At 65.6% G+C, this 16,730-nt stretch carries 18 protein-coding genes; 10 read left to right on the top strand and 8 right to left on the bottom strand.

Annotation, left to right across the window (positions count from 1 at the left end; translation table 11 throughout):
- Nucleotides 1-24: 24 nt before the first annotated feature.
- A complete protein-coding gene (locus BM449_RS15060; protein ID WP_162922871.1) occupies nucleotides 25-171 on the top strand; it encodes a hypothetical protein in 147 nt (48 codons plus the stop codon).
- A gap of 29 nt (nucleotides 172-200) precedes the next feature.
- Here BM449_RS15060 and BM449_RS11430 read toward each other — a convergent pair whose 3' ends face one another.
- Nucleotides 201-731, bottom strand: coding sequence for a DUF308 domain-containing protein (locus tag BM449_RS11430; RefSeq protein WP_071801323.1), 531 nt, complete (start codon nucleotides 729-731; stop codon nucleotides 201-203).
- Nucleotides 732-862: 131 nt separating this feature from the next.
- On the opposite strand from BM449_RS11430, the gene BM449_RS11425 reads away from it, so the two are divergent.
- The 8 genes from BM449_RS11425 to ilvD all read left to right on the top strand — a co-directional run bounded on the left by BM449_RS11425 (nucleotide 863) and on the right by ilvD (nucleotide 8,859).
- On the top strand, nucleotides 863-1,360 hold the full coding sequence (locus BM449_RS11425; RefSeq protein WP_071801322.1) for a DUF2231 domain-containing protein: 498 nt from the start codon (nucleotides 863-865) through the stop codon (nucleotides 1,358-1,360).
- On the top strand, nucleotides 1,360-1,959 hold the full coding sequence (locus BM449_RS11420) for a DUF2231 domain-containing protein (RefSeq protein WP_071801321.1): 600 nt from the start codon (nucleotides 1,360-1,362) through the stop codon (nucleotides 1,957-1,959). The genes BM449_RS11425 and BM449_RS11420 overlap by 1 nt, the downstream gene beginning before the upstream one ends.
- Nucleotides 1,956-2,897: a cytochrome c oxidase subunit II gene (locus tag BM449_RS11415; RefSeq protein WP_071801320.1), complete on the top strand. Its 942-nt coding sequence runs from the start codon at nucleotides 1,956-1,958 to the stop codon at nucleotides 2,895-2,897. Before BM449_RS11420 ends, BM449_RS11415 begins: the two co-directional genes overlap by 4 nt.
- A gap of 7 nt (nucleotides 2,898-2,904) precedes the next feature.
- A complete protein-coding gene (gene ctaD, locus BM449_RS11410) occupies nucleotides 2,905-4,608 on the top strand; it encodes a cytochrome c oxidase subunit I (RefSeq protein WP_071801319.1) in 1,704 nt (567 codons plus the stop codon).
- Between the two features lie 4 nt (nucleotides 4,609-4,612).
- On the top strand, nucleotides 4,613-5,248 hold the full coding sequence (locus tag BM449_RS11405; RefSeq protein ID WP_071801318.1) for a heme-copper oxidase subunit III: 636 nt from the start codon (nucleotides 4,613-4,615) through the stop codon (nucleotides 5,246-5,248).
- Nucleotides 5,245-6,750 (top strand): GMC family oxidoreductase, encoded by a 1,506-nt coding sequence (locus tag BM449_RS11400; RefSeq protein WP_071801317.1) that lies wholly within the window; start codon nucleotides 5,245-5,247, stop codon nucleotides 6,748-6,750. Before BM449_RS11405 ends, BM449_RS11400 begins: the two co-directional genes overlap by 4 nt.
- 75 nt (nucleotides 6,751-6,825) lie before the next feature.
- A complete protein-coding gene (locus BM449_RS11395) occupies nucleotides 6,826-7,125 on the top strand; it encodes a hypothetical protein (protein WP_071801316.1) in 300 nt (99 codons plus the stop codon).
- Between the two features lie 63 nt (nucleotides 7,126-7,188).
- The gene (ilvD, locus tag BM449_RS11390) at nucleotides 7,189-8,859 is read left to right on the top strand and encodes a dihydroxy-acid dehydratase (protein ID WP_071802242.1); all 1,671 of its coding nucleotides are present in this window, start codon (nucleotides 7,189-7,191) and stop codon (nucleotides 8,857-8,859) included.
- An 18-nt stretch (nucleotides 8,860-8,877) separates the two neighbouring features.
- Here ilvD and BM449_RS11385 read toward each other — a convergent pair whose 3' ends face one another.
- From BM449_RS11385 to glpX, 7 genes are all read right to left on the bottom strand, one after another.
- Nucleotides 8,878-9,264 carry a hypothetical protein gene (locus BM449_RS11385; RefSeq protein WP_071801315.1) on the bottom strand — a complete coding sequence of 129 codons (387 nt, stop codon included), beginning with the start codon at nucleotides 9,262-9,264 and terminating at the stop codon, nucleotides 8,878-8,880.
- A 10-nt stretch (nucleotides 9,265-9,274) separates the two neighbouring features.
- Nucleotides 9,275-9,826, bottom strand: coding sequence for a CIA30 family protein (locus BM449_RS11380; RefSeq protein WP_071801314.1), 552 nt, complete (start codon nucleotides 9,824-9,826; stop codon nucleotides 9,275-9,277).
- Entirely contained in the window at nucleotides 9,826-10,572 is a 747-nt protein-coding gene (gene pgl, locus BM449_RS11375) for a 6-phosphogluconolactonase (protein ID WP_071801313.1), read from the bottom strand. The genes BM449_RS11380 and pgl overlap by 1 nt, the downstream gene beginning before the upstream one ends.
- Nucleotides 10,569-11,990, bottom strand: a complete 1,422-nt coding sequence (gene gndA / locus BM449_RS11370; protein WP_071801312.1) for an NADP-dependent phosphogluconate dehydrogenase — start codon at nucleotides 11,988-11,990, stop codon at nucleotides 10,569-10,571. The genes pgl and gndA overlap by 4 nt, the downstream gene beginning before the upstream one ends.
- Before the next feature lie 99 nt (nucleotides 11,991-12,089).
- Nucleotides 12,090-13,385: a glucose-1-phosphate adenylyltransferase gene (locus BM449_RS11365; RefSeq protein WP_071801311.1), complete on the bottom strand. Its 1,296-nt coding sequence runs from the start codon at nucleotides 13,383-13,385 to the stop codon at nucleotides 12,090-12,092.
- Between the two features lie 123 nt (nucleotides 13,386-13,508).
- Nucleotides 13,509-14,819 carry a glutamyl-tRNA reductase gene (locus BM449_RS11360; protein ID WP_071801310.1) on the bottom strand — a complete coding sequence of 437 codons (1,311 nt, stop codon included), beginning with the start codon at nucleotides 14,817-14,819 and terminating at the stop codon, nucleotides 13,509-13,511.
- Nucleotides 14,820-14,830: 11 nt separating this feature from the next.
- Nucleotides 14,831-15,835: a class II fructose-bisphosphatase gene (gene glpX, locus BM449_RS11355; RefSeq protein WP_071801309.1), complete on the bottom strand. Its 1,005-nt coding sequence runs from the start codon at nucleotides 15,833-15,835 to the stop codon at nucleotides 14,831-14,833.
- 187 nt (nucleotides 15,836-16,022) lie between these two features.
- Between glpX and rpe the strand changes: the two genes are divergently transcribed.
- Nucleotides 16,023-16,703 (top strand): ribulose-phosphate 3-epimerase, encoded by a 681-nt coding sequence (rpe, locus tag BM449_RS11350; protein ID WP_071801308.1) that lies wholly within the window; start codon nucleotides 16,023-16,025, stop codon nucleotides 16,701-16,703.
- Nucleotides 16,704-16,730 lie beyond the last annotated feature (27 nt).

Below are 16,730 nucleotides of genomic sequence, written 5' to 3'. Positions count from 1 at the left end.
GGTAGCGCCCTTGCAGCTGGATCCTTGCTTGCTTCCCTCGCCCCTCTGGGCCCTGTCGCCGAGATGACCTCCCAGGAATGGATGTGGAGCGGCGGGCTGATCCAGATTGCCCTGCTCCTTGGCGCCGTGCTCGGTGCCTTCTGGCTGGTGGGACGCCGCAAGGAAGAATAAAAAAAATGAGCTGCTGACAGAACGAACCTTCAGCTGGGTGAAGCGGCCTCTGCAGCCGAAGCTGGCGCCGTTAACAGATTCACGGCCGAGAGCGCCAGGGCCACACCGAACAGCGTGCCGAGGGCCCAGAGGCTGTCGCTGGGCCACTGGGCAACCAGCAGTCCCCCGAGCAAGGTGGTGATCAGCCCATCAATAAGAACCAGACCCCGAGCCGGAACGGCGCTGGCAGCGGCGGCGGCCAGTTCCATCACCCCCTCGAAGGCCACCAGCAGGCCAACGAAGAGCGTGAGGCTCACCTCGCTGCCCACCGGATTGAGCAAGATCCAAACGCCGGTCCCGATGTAGAGCAGGGCAGAGAAGCCGCGAAACACCCTGTCGCTGAGGCTGCCGCTACCGGTCAGTCGGATCAGCTGGGCCACCCCGGCGGCGATCGCCACCCCACCGATGCCGATGGTCAGCAGGGTGGCCGAGACGAAGGGAAGGGCGATTGAAAGGCCGGCGGCGGCGAACAGCAAACCGGCGGTGAGCCAGCGCAGCGGGCGGGAGGCGGGAGCCGTCAAAGCGAAAAAACGAGTGCGTTCAGGCTAAGGGGGGTCTGATCAACAAGCTCAAGGAGCGTTTGGATAAGCGAGCAGGGTTCGCAGAAGGCCCCTCCGCAAGCTGGAATGGGGGGACAGCTTCATCCCCGCCCATGTTCGAGCTGTTGCCCCAGCTCAACGATCGCAACCTGCCCTGGATGGACACGATCCATCCGATCGTGGTGCACTTTGTGATCGCAATGGCCCTGATCGCCTTCGTCTTTGATCTGATCGGGGTCTGGGCCAAGCGGCCGGCCCTGTTCGAGGTCAGCTTCTGGAATCTGCTGTTCGCCACTGCGGCGATCTTCATCGCGATCATCTTCGGCCAGGTGGAGGCCGGACTGGCCAACCCCTACGGCGCCTCGCGCGACATCCTCAACCTGCACAGCACCCTGGGCTGGGTGCTAGCCGGCGTGCTCTCGGTGCTCACCGGTTGGCGTTATGTGATCCGCAGCCGTGACCCGCTCAAGCTGCCCCTGGCCTTCCTGGGGGCCGGCGCGCTGCTCAGTGCCCTGGTGGTGGTCCAGGTGATACTGGGCAACCAGCTGATCTGGGTCTACGGGCTGCACACCGTCAGGGTGGTGGAAGCGATGCGGGCAGGACAGGTGTGATGGATCCAGCCAACCTGCACCTGCTGAGCCTGGGTGCCAACAACCTGCCCTACCGGTTGCCGATCCATCCGAACCTGGTGCATCTCAGCATCGGCCTGTTCGTGATCGCGATTGCCTTCGACATCGCCGGGGCGGTGTTTCCCCTGGAGAAACGGCTGTTCCGTTTCCTGGCCTTGCCGGTGACCCGCGCCGGCTTTCACGATGTGGGCTGGTACAACCTGTTGGCCTGCTGCCTGATCAGCTTCTTCACCGTGGCCGCTGGCTTCGTGGAGATGCAGCTGGCGGTGCCGTTGCCGGGCGTCGTCAGCAGCTTCGGCATGGGCAGCACCGCCACCATGCTCTGGCATGGAGCCGGCGGCGTGGCCCTGCTGTTCGCGATCGTGGCGATGACGCTCTGGCGCGGTTTCCAGCGCTTCGACTGGCGCAGCGAAATGGGCCGTCAGGTGCAGTGGAGCTACCTGCTCACCGGCGTGCTGCTGCTGGGCGCCATGGCCTGGCATGGCACCCTCGGCGCCCAGCTGGCTGTTGAGTTCGGGGTGCATGTGACGGCCAACCAGCTGCTGGCGGCCGGTGCCGATCTCAACGAGGCCCTGCCATGACCAGCACGCCGTCGCGCCCCAACCTGCCAGCCATCGCTGGGCTGGTCTTCTGGATCGGGCTGCTGGTCTGGTTCAGCTTCTGGATGGGCCAGCAGTCCTTCGGCTGGCTGCCGGTGCAGGCCTCCAGCGCCGCACCCCTGGTGGATGGCCTGTTCAGCTTCGAGACAGCCGTTGCCACCTTCGTCTTCGCCGGGGTGGTGTCGGTGATGGCCTGGGTGATGCTGTTCAACCGGGCGGCGAAGTACGACATCAGTGACGCAGAGCCGATCGAGGGCAACACCAAGCTCGAGATCATCTGGACGGTGATTCCACTGCTGCTGGTCATGGGGATCGCCTATTACACGATCGATGTGAACCGCCAGATCGGTCTGATCGGACCGATGGACCATGTGCACGGCGATCGGCTGGCCAGTGATCAGCAGCCCGCCAGCGGTGCCGCCGTGGCCCCGCAGGCCGAGATCGAGGTGATCGCCCGCCAGTGGTCGTGGGAGTTCCGCTACCCCGGTGCGGCAGTCAGCGCCACCGAGCTGCACCTGCCGTTGGATCGCCGGGTGGGATTGCAGCTGCGCAGCGAGGACGTGATCCATGGCTTCTACGTGCCGGCGTTCCGGCTCAAGCAGCAGGTGATCCCGGGCCGCTCGATCGCCTTTTTCCTCACACCCACCCGGGAGGGCCGCTACCGGCTGCGGGATTCGGAATACAGCGGCACCTGGTTCGCCGCCAACCAGGTGGATGTGGTGGTCCAGAGCGAAACCGACTACCAGGACTGGCTGCGCCGGGCCAGCCGCCTGCCGCTGCAGCCCGGACTCAGCGATGCCTCCAGGGAGTACGCCCTGCGCCAGAGCCGCACGCGGCCGTCGGGATACGCCACTGTGGTTCCTGCGCCGCCGCCGATGGTGAACGTCCCCGGCTCCAACACCCTTCCCCACGACGGTTGATCGCGCCATGACCATCACCCCTTTCGATCCGGGCCTCAGCGCCGCCCCCACGCCGCAGCCCAAGGCTCCGAACAGCTGGAAGCGTTACTTCAGCTTCAACACCGATGCCAAGGTGATCGGGATTCAATACATCGCCACCGCCCTGATCTTTCTGTTGGTCGGCGGGCTGCTGGCCATGATCATGCGCGGCGAATTGATCACCCCTGAGGCTGATCTTGTTGATCGAACGGTGTACAACGGCCTCTACACCATGCATGGCACGATCATGCTGTTCCTGTTCATGTTCCCGGTACTCAATGGGCTCAACAACCTCCTGATCCCCTGCATGATCGGCGCCCCGGACATGGCCTTTCCGCGGCTGAATGCGGCGGCCTTCTGGCTTGTGCCCGTCTTCGGTGTGATCCTGATGGCCAGCTTCCTGGTGCCGGGTGGTCCGGCCGCCTCCGGCTGGTGGTCCTATCCGCCGGTGAGCCTGCAGAACCCGCTGGGCTTCCTGATCAACGGCGAGGCGCTCTGGATTGTGGCCGTGGCCCTCTCGGGTGTGTCCTCGATCATGGGGGCGATCAACTTTGTGACCACGATCCTGCGCATGCGGGCGCCGGGGATGACCCTGTTCCGGATGCCGATCTTCTGCTGGACGGCGCTCTCCGCCCAGATCATTCAATTGATCGGCCTGCCGGCCCTCACCGGTGGCGCCCTGATGTTGTTGTTTGACCTGGTGGTGGGCACCTCGTTTTACAGGCCGGAGGGCGGCGGTGATCCGGTGCTCTATCAACACTTCTTCTGGTTTTATTCCCACCCCGCCGTCTATGTGATCATCCTGCCGGTGTTCGGGGTGTTCTCCGAGCTGTTTCCGGTCTATGCCCGCAAGCCTCTCTTCGGCTATCGCTTTGTGGCGATGGCCTCGTTGGTGATTGTGGCGCTGAGCCTGGTGGTCTGGGTGCACCACATGTTCCCCAGCGGCGTGCCCCAGTGGATGCGTGATCTGTTCATGGTCACCACCATGCTGATCGCCGTGCCCACCGGCATCAAGGTGTTCGCCTGGCTCGCCACACTCTGGGGCGGCAAGTTACGGCTGAATACGCCGATGCTGTTTGCCCTCGGCGGCCTGTTCAACTTCGTGTTTGCCGGCGTCACCGGCATCATGCTGGCCACGGTGCCGGTGGACATCCATGTGAACAACACCTATTTTGTGGTGGGGCACTTTCACTACGTGATTTATGGCGCTGCCACCATGGGCGTGTATGCCGCGATCTATCACTGGTTCCCTAAATTCACCGGCAAGATGTATTACGAGGGCCTGGGGCAGCTCCATTTCCTGCTCACCTTCATCGGCACCAACCTGAATTTCTTCCCGATGCACCCGCTCGGGCTGATGGGCATGCCCCGCCGGGTGTCGTCCTACGACCCGGAATTCGCCTTCTGGAATGTGCTTGCCAGCCTCGGTGCCTTTCTGCTGGGGGTCTCGATCATTCCCTTCCTGCTCAATCTGGTCAGCTCACTGGTGCGCGGCAAGCAGGCGCCGGCCAACCCCTGGAACGCGATCGGCCTGGAGTGGCTGCTGCCCTCGCCACCTCCGGCCGAGAACTTCGAGGAGAACGTACCCACCGTGATCAGCGGCCCCTACGGCTACGGCAGCGGCCTTCCCCTGGTGGAACACCAGGAGCGCTATCCCCGCGCCACTGATTTCCTCGCCACTGGGCAGGCCTGAAGCGATGACCCTCACCCCCGCCAGCCCAGATCCCCTCTCAGGCCTTGATCAGAACGCCGGCCCGACTGACGGCCACGCGTCCGGTCACAGCAGCCATGCCAACCACAGCCTGACGGGATTCATCATTTTTCTGTGCTCCGAGAGCATTATTTTCTTCGCCTTCTTCACCGGCTACGCGGTGTTAAAGCTCTCCTCGCTCAACTGGCTCCCCCCTGGCGTGGAGGGCCTGGAGTGGCGCACGCCCCTGGCTTACACGGCGGTGCTGGTGTCCAGCAGCGGCACGATCGCCCTGGCCGAATGGTTCCTGAATCGCGGCAACCTCTGGGGATTCCGTGCCTTCTGGTTGCTGAGCATGGCCATGGGCACGGTCTTTCTCTATGGCCAGGCGGTGGAGTGGGCTGGGCTGTCCTTTGGCATCACCAGCGGCAGCTTCGGCAGCTGCTTCTACCTGCTCACGGGCTTCCACGGCCTGCATGTGGCCAGCGGCGTCCTGCTGATGGGGCTGATGCTGATTCGTTCCTTCCGCGCCGGCAATTATGAAGGCGGCGAGCAGGGGGTGGTGGCCGCCTCGCTGTTCTGGCATTTCGTCGATGTGATCTGGGTGCTGCTGTTCCTTCTGCTTTACGCCTGGCCGGCATGATCATTGACGACGCCCACTACGACATGATCGTGATCGGCAGCGGCGCCGCTGGAGGCACCGTGGCGGCTTCCCTGGCCGCCAAAGGCCGCAGGGTCCTGATCCTGGAGCGGGGCGGCTCCCTGCCCCTGGAAGACCAGAACGTCTCCGATGTCGATCTCTTTCAGAAGGATCGCTATCACCCCAGTGAACAGTGGTTCGGCACCGACGGTGACCCCTTCAACCCCCAGGCGATCTATGCCCTGGGCGGCAACACCAAGATCTGGGGCGCCGTGCTTGAACGCATGCGCGAGGCCGAGTTCGACGGCCTGGCGATGCAGGAAGGTCAGGCCCCGCGCTGGGGCCTCAGCTACGCCGAGCTGGCCCCCTGGTATGACCGGGCCGAAGCCCTGTACAGGGTCCACGGGCAGGCTGGCATCGATCCCACCGAGCCAGCACGGGCCACCGACTTTCCCCACCGGCCCCTGGCGATCGAGCCCTTTCTCGAGCCGCTGCGCTCGGCCCTGGAGCGGCAGGGTTGCCGTCCCTACGACCTGCCACTCACCTGGTCAGAAGATCCAGAGGATCCCAGCGGCGATGCCGAGTTGTTCGGTGTGGCCGCCGCCCTGAAGCACCCGGCCACCCAGCTGCGCACCGGGGCCAAGGTCACCCGCCTGCACGTGAACCCCAGTGGCAGCGACGTGCGGGGGGTGGAGGCGGTGATCGACGGCCAGAGCTGGCTGTTCCGCGGCGACCAGGTGGTGCTCGCCGCCGGGGCGATCAACACCCCCGCCATCCTGCTGGCGTCGGCCAGTGATCGCCATCCCGAAGGGCTGGCCAACGGCTCAGGCCAGGTGGGCCGCAATCTGATGAAGTTGCAGCTCAGCGCGATTCTGCAGCTGGCCACATCAGCCAATTCCGCTCGCTATCCCCGCAGCCTCGGCGTCAACGACTACTACTGGGGCGATCAGAACGTCAGTTTTCCGCTCGGCCATATCGAGAACGGCGGCGGCGTTCTTCAGGATCCGCTCTTCGCCGAATCGCCGCCGGTGCTGTCGCTGGTCACGAAGCTGCTGCCCAACGCAACCTTGGCCCAGCTCGCCTCCCGCTCGGTCTGTTGGTGGGCCACCAGCGCCGTGCTGCCAGACCCTGAAAACCGCATCACCCTGCGCAACAAGCGGATTCGCATTCAATACCTGGCCAACAATCTCGAAGCCCACGACCGGCTGGTTTACCGCTGGCTCGACACCCTGCAGGCCGTTGAAGCCGACCCCCAGACCCAGGTGGTCAAGAAAGCCTGGATCCATCCCCGTGGCGAGGCGCCGCTGGCGGTGATGGGCTACGCCTGCGGCACCTGCCGGATGGGCAGCGATCCCGCCATCTCCGTGGTGGGCCTCAACGGCCGTAGTCACGAAGTGGGCAACTTGACCGTGGCCGACGCCAGTGTTTTTCCCAGCTGCCCAGGCCTCTCGCCCGGCCTGACGGTGATCGCCAACGCCCTTCGCTTGGCTGAAGCGATCGCCTGAGCGGGGTCTGGAATCGGATCGCCTGAGCCGTTCCCTTTAGGGTGGTGGCCCAGGATTTGGCAGAGGTGATCGTTCATGGCCGAGGCCAGAGATAACGGCTCCCAGAGCGGCCTGCTGGCCAGCGTCATTGGCGGTGCCGTGCTCGGCGCGGCAGGACTGGCTTGGTGGCTGTTATCGGAAGCGGAACGGCGACGGTTGGCCCTGCGCCAGCGCCGTAGCGTCCGGCTCTCCCGCCTGCAGGAAGGGTCACGGGATGGGGAGCTCGGCGGCCAACGTCCGCTGATGGACTCCGAACTGCAGCACAAGGTCAAGGAGCTGAACCGGGCAATCGAAGACGTGCGCCGCCAGCTCGAAGGCCTCAGCCCCGAGAGCTGAGGGGAGTGCCAAAGCCGGGTCTGGCGAATCGTTAGGTTGCTATCCGCCTCCCTGCCGATGCCCATGCTCCGTTCCGCCGCGATCACCGCCGGGGTCCAGCGCTCCCCGAACCGGGCCATGCTGCGGGCCGTTGGCTTCGGCGACGGCGACTTCGACAAGCCGATCATTGGCATCGCCAATGGGTACAGCACGATCACGCCCTGCAACATCGGCCTCAACGCCTTGACCGAGCGGGCCGTGGTTGCCGCGCGGGAGGCGGGCGCCATGCCGCAGACGTTTGGCACCATCACCGTCAGCGACGGCATCTCGATGGGCACCGAGGGGATGAAATATTCGCTGGTGTCGCGCGAGGTGATCGCCGATTCGATCGAAACCGCCTGCAACGCCCAGAGCATGGACGGGCTGCTGGCGATCGGCGGCTGCGACAAGAACATGCCCGGCGCCATGCTCGCCATGGCCCGCATGGACATCCCGGCGATCTTTGTCTACGGCGGCACGATCAAGCCCGGCAAGCTCGGTCCCTGCGACCTCACCGTGGTCAGCGCTTTTGAGGCAGTGGGCCAGTTCTCCGGTGGCCGCATCGATGAGGCCGAACTGCTGGCGATCGAGAAGAACGCCTGCCCCGGTGCCGGCAGCTGCGGCGGCATGTTCACCGCCAACACGATGAGTTCGGCCTTCGAGGCCATGGGCCTGAGCCTGTCGGGCAGCTCCACCATGGCGGCCGAAGACCCGGAGAAAGCCGAGAGCGCCGCCCGCTCCGCCGAGGTGCTGGTGGCCGCCATCGCCGCGAGCATCCGCCCCAGCGACCTGATCACCCGCGCCTCGATCGAGAACGCGATCAGCGTGATCATGGCGGTGGGTGGCTCCACCAATTCGGTGCTGCACCTGCTGGCGATCGCCCGCACCGCCGGCGTGCCGCTCTGCATCGACGATTTCGAAACCATCCGCCAGCGGGTGCCGGTGATCTGCGATCTCAAGCCCAGCGGCCGCTTCGTGACGGTGGATCTCCACAACGCCGGCGGTATCCCCCAGGTGATGAAGCTGCTGCTCGATGCCGGCCTGCTGCACGGCGACTGCCCGACGATCGAAGGCAAAACCCTGGCCGAACTGCTCGCTGCTGTGCCCAGTGCCCCCCCCGCGGGCCAGGAGGTAATCAGGCCCCTGTCTGATCCGCTGTATGACCAGGGGCACCTCTCGATCCTGAAGGGCAACCTGGCCACCGAAGGCGCCGTTGCCAAGATCAGCGGCATCAAGACCACCACCATCACCGGGCCAGCCCGGGTGTTTGAGAGTGAGGAGAGCGGCCTTGAGGCCATCCTCGCCGGCGAGGTGGTGGCCGGCGATGTGGTGGTGATCCGCAACGAGGGCCCCGTCGGTGGCCCCGGCATGCGCGAGATGCTCTCACCCACCGCCGCGATCATCGGCCAGGGACTGGGGGATTCGGTGGCCCTGATCACCGATGGGCGCTTCAGTGGCGGCACCTATGGGCTGGTGGTCGGCCACGTGGCCCCCGAGGCCGCCGTCGGTGGCGCCATCGCCCTGATCCAGGACGGCGACACGATCACCGTCGACACCAGCCTGCGCCTGCTCCAGCTCAACGTGACCCCCGCCGAGCTGGAGCGCCGCCACGCCATCTGGTGCGCCCCCGAGCCCCGCTACCGCACCGGCGTGCTGGGCAAGTACGCCCGCCAGGTGAGCAGCAGCAGCCTGGGAGCGGTCACGGATCAGCCCTGAACTAACAGCCCTGAACCATCAGGACGGCTGAAGCGAGGGTCCCAGCAGGGCCCGCAGCCGCCGGGCCAGGGCTTCGAGCGGGGCGCCGCAGTCGGGGCGCTCGCAGCGCAGGCCACTCTCCCCATCCATCCAGACCGGGTGGTTGCCTTGCCAGAGCATGGGTTGCTGCGGCTGGGCCGGCCAGCTCAGCATCAGGTGCAGGTCTTCGCCGCTGCGGTAGATCTCCAGTTCGATGTCATCGAGCGGCAGGCGGGTGCCGTCGCTGCTGCGCGGCTGGATTCGCAAGGTGCAATCGAGCTGCTCTTCGCCGAAGCCATCGCCAGCCACCACGGCATGGAGATGGGGCTTGAGGCAGAGGTCTGCCGCCGCCGCCACCCGCCTGCAGAGGGCACCGGGCTCGCTCAACGCACGGCCCTCAAGGTAGAGCCCGGATCGCCACCAGCCCGAGGCGCAGCGGTCCGGCCCGGAAGCCGGCATTGAGCTGGCCGTCGTCGCCGAATTTCGAGTGCAGCACCTGCAGGCGGGTGATCCGGCAGGCATCGAAGCGCAGCGGCAGGTTGAGCGGCCGGGCCCGCACCGAGGGCCGCAACTGATCCAGGGGGATCTCCACCCGGCTGACTCCATCGGCGCTGGTGTCGAATTCCGTCACCCAGCGCAAGCCTCCGGGGATCAGCTCGGTCAGGCCGGCCAGCCCGTCGGCACAGGCCACAGCCAGCTTGTAGCGGCGGCCATCGCCGCGCAGCTCAAACTCAAGGGCCCGGTAGGCACCCAGATCCAGGGGAGGGGAGAAAAGCGGCGAGCGACAGCTCACAAAGCCGCCGCCCTGCTCCACCACCTCGGCCTCCAGCACCAGCCCCTCGGGCCCCACCCGGCAGACGCCCGTGCTGTTGCCCCCCATGACGGTGTCGTTGAGGGCCAGCCAGCCGCTGAAACCATCACCGCTCACCACAAGCAAGGGGGTCGCCATCAGGGCTGCTTCGTTGGATCCTCCAAGCCTGCCGCAGCGGCGGCATCGGCCAGGATCAGCACGGGGGTGCGGGGGCGCACCAGCCGGGCCGGCGTGCGGGCTGCGGGCTCGTTGGGATCGAGCAGCCGTTGCAGGGCCTGCTGTTTGCCAGAACCACTCACCAGGATCACCACCTGCCGGGCCGCGCTCAGCACCGGCGCCGTAAAGGTGACCCGGGGCAGCCCCTTGCCCTCGCTGACCGTGACATTGCAATCGACCACGCCGGTGGCGGCGGTGCCGGGGAAGAGCGAAGCGGTGTGGCCGTCATCGCCCAGCCCCAGCAGAATCAGATCGAAGATCGGCGGTTGGCCAGGGCAAAGCTGGGCCAGCAGCGCGTCGTAGGCGGCGGCGCCCCGTTCGGGGCTCTCCAGAGCGGTGGGGACCGGATGGAAGCAGGCCTGGGCCCCGGGGCCCTCAGCCAGCAGGGAACGGCGCAGCATCAGGGCATTGCTGGACGGGTCATCGGCCGGCACCCAGCGTTCATCGCCGAGCAGCACATCCACCCGCTGCCAGGGCAGGTGGTTGGCCGCCAGCAGGTGATAGGCCTGCTCCGGTGTGGTGCCGCCGGCCAGGGCGATCTGGGCCCGCTCCCGTTCCGCCAGGGCCAGATCGATGCTGGCCGCGATCGTTTCGGCGGCCAGGCGCGAGAGCGCCCCCCGATCGGCCGCTGTTTCCAGCCGGTAGGAGGCCGGGGGATGGGCGCTCACAACAACCACTCGGTGTGGAAGCTGCCGGGCTGGTCCACCCGCTGATAGGTATGGGCGCCGAAGCAATCACGCATCGCCTGCAGCAGGTTCTGGGGCAGGCGGCCGCTGCGGTAGCTGTCGATGTAGTCGAGGGTGCTGCTCAGGCAGGGCACGGGAATGCCGGCCAGGGCGGCAGCGGCCACCACCTGGCGCAAGCCGGGCAGTCGGCTGTTGATCTGGGCGGCGAACCAGGGATCCACCATCAAGTTGGTCAGCTGCGGATTGGTGTCGTAGGCATTCTGGATCCGTTGCAGCAGGCGGGCGCGGATGATGCAGCCCCCCTTCCAGATCTGGGCAATCGAGGAGAGCTGCAGGTTGTAATCGTGCAGCGCCGAGGCTTCCACCATCAAGGCCATGCCCTGGGCATAGCTGGCGATGCAGGCCAGGATGACGGCATCGCGCAGGGCCGGCAGCCCATCGGCGAGGGCACCGAGATCGGCCGTTGGCGGGGCCGGTGGGGCTTCGATCACGCTGGATGCGCTCTGGCGCTCGCCGTGCAGGGAGCTCATCACCCGGCCATTGAGCGCCGCATAGATCGTCGGCACGGCGATGCCCATCTCCAGGGCGCTGACCACGGTCCAGAGGCCGGTGCCTTTCTGGCCCGCCACATCGAGGATCTTCTCGACCAGATCGCCGCCGTCCTCGGGGTCGCGGGTGCGCAGGCACACCTCGGTGATCTCCACCAGATAGGAGGAGAGCTCCTCCAGTTGGTTCCAGCCATCAAAGACATCGGCCATCTCCAGGCCGCTGAGGCCGGCCGAACGCTTCATCAGGTCATAGGCCTCGCAGAGGATCTGCTCGATGCCGTATTCGATGCCGTTGTGCACCGTCTTGACGAAGTGCCCAGCGCCACCGGGGCCGATGTAGGTGACGCAGGGGCCATCTTCCACCTGGGCAGCCATCTTGCGCACCAGGCCTTCGATCGCGTCGTAGGCGCTCTTGGTGCCGCCGGGCATCATGCTTGGCCCCTCCAGGGCGCCCTTGGCACCGCCGGAGACGCCCATGCCGATGAAGCCGAAGCTCTTGCTCTCCAGCTCCTTCACCCGCCGCTCGGTGTCGGTGTAGAGGGAGTTGCCGCCATCGATCAGCAGGTCGCCGTCTTCGAGCAACGGCGAGAGCGTGGCGATCATGGCGTCGATCGGCTCACCCGCCTTGATCATCATCAGGATGCGGCGTGGGCGCTCCAGGGCACCCACGAATTCCTCCAGGGTGTGGGCCCCGACGATGTTGAGCCCAGCGCCCCGGCCGCTCAGAAAGTCTTCGGTCTTGGCGTAGGTGCGGTTGTAGACGACGCTGGAGAAGCCATTGCGCTCGGCATTGAGCACCAGGTTCTCGCCCATCACCCCCAGGCCGATCAGGCCGAAGTGCGCTTTGCTCATGTGTGGTTGGGTTGGATGAACCGGTCCTAGCCAGTGTGCCCTTCGCAGCGACGCCCATGGGTGTCGCTGCAGGGTGTGTCAGCAAGCGCTCAGAAGCCCCTAGATCACCGTGCCATCGGCGATCGTGGCGTTCTTCTCCACCACGACGATGCCGTTGCGGATGTAGAAGCCCAGCTCTGGCCGGTCAGCTTCCTCGATGCGGTCCTTGTTGACGATCGTGACGTTGCGGCCGATGCGGACGTTTTTATCGAGGATCGCGCCCTTGACGGTGGTGCCATGGCCGACGCCAAGGGGGATGCCGCCGCGCTCGCGCAGCACGGCCCGTTCCTCCGAGGATTCGTAGTAATCCGCACCCATTACCAGGGTGTCTTTCAACACCACCTCGCCTTCGACCCGGGAGCGCACACCGAGCACGCAGTGATGAATGCTGCAGGCCTGGAGCAAGGAGCCCTCGCCGATGATCGACTGTGTGACCTGGGTGTCCAGCAACTTGCTGGGAGGCAAATAACGCGGCCTGGTGTAGATCGGAAATTTTTCGTCGTAGAAGGAAAAGGCCGGCCTGGGTTGATCGGTGAGCGCCAGGTTGGCCTCATAAAACGCACCGATGGTGCCAATGTCTTCCCAGTAGTCGTCGAAGAGATAACTCTGGAGGTTGTCGCCACGCTCCAGGGCCAGGGGAATGATCTCCTTACCGAAATCGGTGGCGGTGGGATTGCGGGCCAGCAGGTCGAAGAGGGTGTGCCGGTTGAACACATAGATTCCCATCGATGCGAGATAGGGGCGCCGGGCCGCCTCGGCTTCGCTCAGACCAAGGCTGGCGGTGTCCACCTTCATCGATTCCAGCGCCGCACCTTTGGGCTTTTCGCTGAATTCACGGATGCGGCCGTCGCGCTCGGCGCGCATCAGGCCAAAGCTTTCGGCCTGGGCCTGATCCACCGGCAGGGCGCCCACACTCAGATCAGCGCCGCTGTTGATGTGGTGGTCCACGAATTGGCTGTAGTCCATCCGGTAGAGCTGGTCACCGGAGAGGATCAGGTAGTGGTCCACGTCCCATTCCTGGAACAGCCACTGATATTTACGCACCGCATCAGCCGTTCCCTCGAACCAGCTGGGGCTATCGGGCGTCTGCTGGGCGGCGAGCACCTCGACAAAACCCTGGCCGAAGCCGGCCGAGAGGTTGTAGGTCTGGGTGAGGTGCCGGTTGAGGGAGGCGCTGTTGAACTGGGTCAGCACATAGATCTTGTTGACACCAGAATTGATGCAGTTGCTGATCGGAATATCGATCAGACGGTATTTGCCGGCCAGGGGCACGGCTGGCTTGGCCCGCATCTTGGTGAGCGGGTAGAGGCGCGTGCCTGCTCCACCGCCGAGGATGATCGCCAAAACCCGCTTCATCACTCACTCCTTGTAGGGCTGCATGCAGCACACCTGAACCGTACTGGACCGGCTGACCCAGACAGCCAAGCCCCCGCCAAGAACCCATGAATCTCTGGTTAAGAGGGAGCTTGGCAGCCAGGCTCAGCCCTCGCCGCTGCCTTCATCGAGGGCGAAGAGGTCATGGAGAGCCTGCATGGCCAGGTGCCGTTGCTGCCGTGGCTGGGGGGCCCGCAGGTTGGTGACCGGGCTGTGCAGCACCTTGTTGATGATCCCCTTGCTGAGCGCTTCGACCACCTTGCGCTCCCGCGCCGAGAGATCGGGCCCCATGCGGCTGAGCGCTTTCTGCAACTCCTGTTCGCGGATCACCTCCAGGGTCTGGCGCAGTCGGTTCAAGGTGGGCACCGCCTCAAGCCCGTCCCACCATTCCAGGAACTGCTGGGCCTCCTCCTGCAGCAGACCCTCGGCCTCGGCGGCGATCTCCCGCCGTGACTCCTGGTTGCGGTTCACCACCTCCTGCAGGTCGTCGACATCAAAAGACTCCACGCCCGGCAGGACGCTGACCCCTGAGCTGATGTTGCGGGGAACGCCGATGTCGACCAGCATCAGCGAGGAGCGCCGGTTGAGCGACTGCAGCCGGGCCTGATCGATGATCGGCTGCTCTGCTGCCGTGCTGGTGAACACCAGCGAGCAGGTGCTCAGGCAGTGGTCGAGATCGCTGAGCGGCCGGCATTGCACCGGCAGCTCCGGGAAATCGGCCGCCAGGGCTTCGGCGCGCTCAACGGTGCGGTTGAGCAAGACCAGGGCCTTGCAGCCCTTCGACTGCAGATGCTGAAGCAGCAGGCGGGCCATCCGACCGGCTCCCACCACCGCCACCTGTTCCTGGTCAAGGCTGACGAGTTCGTCTAAGCCCCGGGCCTGGCCCACCTTGAGCTGGGCCAGCTCCACGGCCGCCGAGCTGATCGAGACGGCGCCGGTGCCCAGGTTGGTTTCGGTGCGCACCCGCTTGCCGGTGCTGACGGCCTGGGTGAGCAGGCGGTTGAGGATCGGGCCAATCGAGCCATGCTCCTGGCCGAGCCGCACCATCTTTTTGACCTGGGAGAGGATCTGCCCCTCCCCCAGCACCAGGCTGTCGAGCCCGGAAGCCACCCGCATCAGGTGGGACACCGCCTCGGCGTGGTGATACGTGAACAGGTGGGGGGTGAGTTCGCCGAAATCGAGGCCAGAATGGCGGCTGAGGAAGGACCCCACCGCCGTGATCCCCTGCTCTGGACTGCGCAGCAGGGTGTAGATCTCCAGCCGGTTGCAGGTACTGAGGATCGAGGCCTCCAGCACCTGGGCGTCACCGCGCAGCTGTTGGAGGGAATCCTCCATGGTCTGCTCGGGAATGCTCAGCCGCTCACGGATCTCGACCGGAGCCGTGCGATGGCTGAGGCCGACGACGGCGATGTGCATAGGGTGGGCGCTCAGCGCAGCGCGACGCTCTGGGCGCCGGGCTTGATGTGGATCGTGTCGGTGAAGCGGGCGCTGGTGTCGAGCGAGCTGATGATCAAACTGCTGGTGCGGGTGCAGTCGGCCTCGAACACCACGCCCTTGAACAGCAGGCCAGGGGTGATGCCGCTGCCAGCGAACACCACGTTCTCGCCCGAGGCCAGTTCCTCGGCCTCGTACACCTTGTCGATGTCGGTGATGCCCATGGAGTTGAGGCGCTCGATGTTGCCCTCCTTGGTGTAGTCGGCCCATTCGGAGGTCTGGGCGATGGCCGGGTCATAGACCAGCTGGCCCTGAAAGTGGCCGCCCAGGCAGCGCAAGGCCGCCGCTGAGATCACCCCTTCAGGAGCAGCGCCGATGCCCATCAGGCAGTGGGTGCCGGTGCCGGCAAAGCCGCAGGCGATCGCAGCTTGAACGTCGCCATCACTGATCGGCTTGACCCGGGCGCCGGTGGCGCGGATCTCGGCGATCAGATCCTTGTGGCGGGCCCGCTCCATCACCACGATCACCAGATCGCTGGCGGGCATGCCCAGGCAGGCGCTGAGGATGGCGATGTTCTCCGTGGCGCTCTTGCGGATGTCCACCTTGCCCTTGGCGGCCGGGGGCGCCGCCAGCTTCTTCATGTAGAAATCAGGTGCATTGAACAGGCCCCCGCGGTCAGAAGCGGCCAGCACGGCCATCGAGCCGTCCTGGGCGTTGGCGCAGAGATTGGTGCCTTCGCAGGGATCCACGGCGAAATCCACGCCCGGACCCGTGCCGCTGCCTACTTCCTCGCCGATGTAAAGCATCGGCGCCTCATCGCGCTCGCCCTCACCGATCACGATGCGGCCCTGCATGGCGATCGACCCCATCCGGGTGCGCATCGCTTCGACGGCAGCTGCATCGGCCTCATCCTTCTGGCCCAGACCGGTGAGATGGGCCGAGGCGATGGCGGCCTGCTCGACGACTTCGAGCAGTTCCTGAATGAGGGTGCGATCCACGTGGGTCTGGCAGGGGGGAGAGAGCGCAACAAGGGAAAGACCGGCAGGTCAGCTGCCGCAAGGCCTTTCAGGGTTGAAGCAATCGATACTCTATCAGCGCCGATTGGCTTGGTCCCGGCGTCCGGGGCGAGGCGTTCCGGCCGATTCCTACAATCGCTGAGCACCCTCCGCCCCGGTGGCCCCAACCATGAGCACGAAGCCTCTGGTGATCGCCCCTTCGATCCTTTCCGCTGATTTCGCCCGCCTCGGAGATGAGGTGCGCGCCGTCGATGAGGCGGGAGCCGACTGGATCCACGTGGACGTGATGGACGGCCGATTCGTTCCCAACATCACGATCGGCCCACTGATCGTCGAAGCGCTGCGGCCTGTGACCGCCAAGCCGCTCGATGTGCACCTGATGATCGTCGAGCCCGAGAAGTATGTGGCGGATTTCGCCAAGGCGGGAGCCGATCACATCTATGTGCAGGTTGAAGCCTGCCCGCACCTGCACCGCAACCTGGGCCAGATCAAGGATCTCGGCAAAAAGGCCGGAGCCGTGCTCAACCCCGGCACCTCGCTCGACACCCTGGAGTACTGCCTGGAGCTCTGCGATCTCGTCCTGATCATGAGCGTGAACCCCGGCTTTGGCGGCCAGAGCTTTATCCCCTCAGCGGTTGAGAAGGTGCGCCGTCTCAGGCGGATGTGCGATGAGCGCGGCCTTGATCCCTGGATCGAAGTGGATGGCGGCCTCAAGGCTGGCAACGCCTGGCAGGTGATCGAAGTGGGCGCCAATGCGATCGTTTCGGGCTCTGGGGTGTTCAACCAGCCCGACTACCGCGAAGCGATCAGCGGCATCCGCAACAGCCGCCGCGAAGCCCTGCTTGTCTGAGCTGCGCCCCTGACCACCCGCTCTGCC

Origin of the sequence: Synechococcus sp. SynAce01, from assembly GCF_001885215.1 — a bacterium.
Taxonomy (GTDB): domain Bacteria; phylum Cyanobacteriota; class Cyanobacteriia; order PCC-6307; family Cyanobiaceae; genus Regnicoccus; species Regnicoccus frigidus.
Note: the sequence above shows the minus strand (reverse complement) of the source record. Positions and strands in the feature narration are given on the sequence as shown.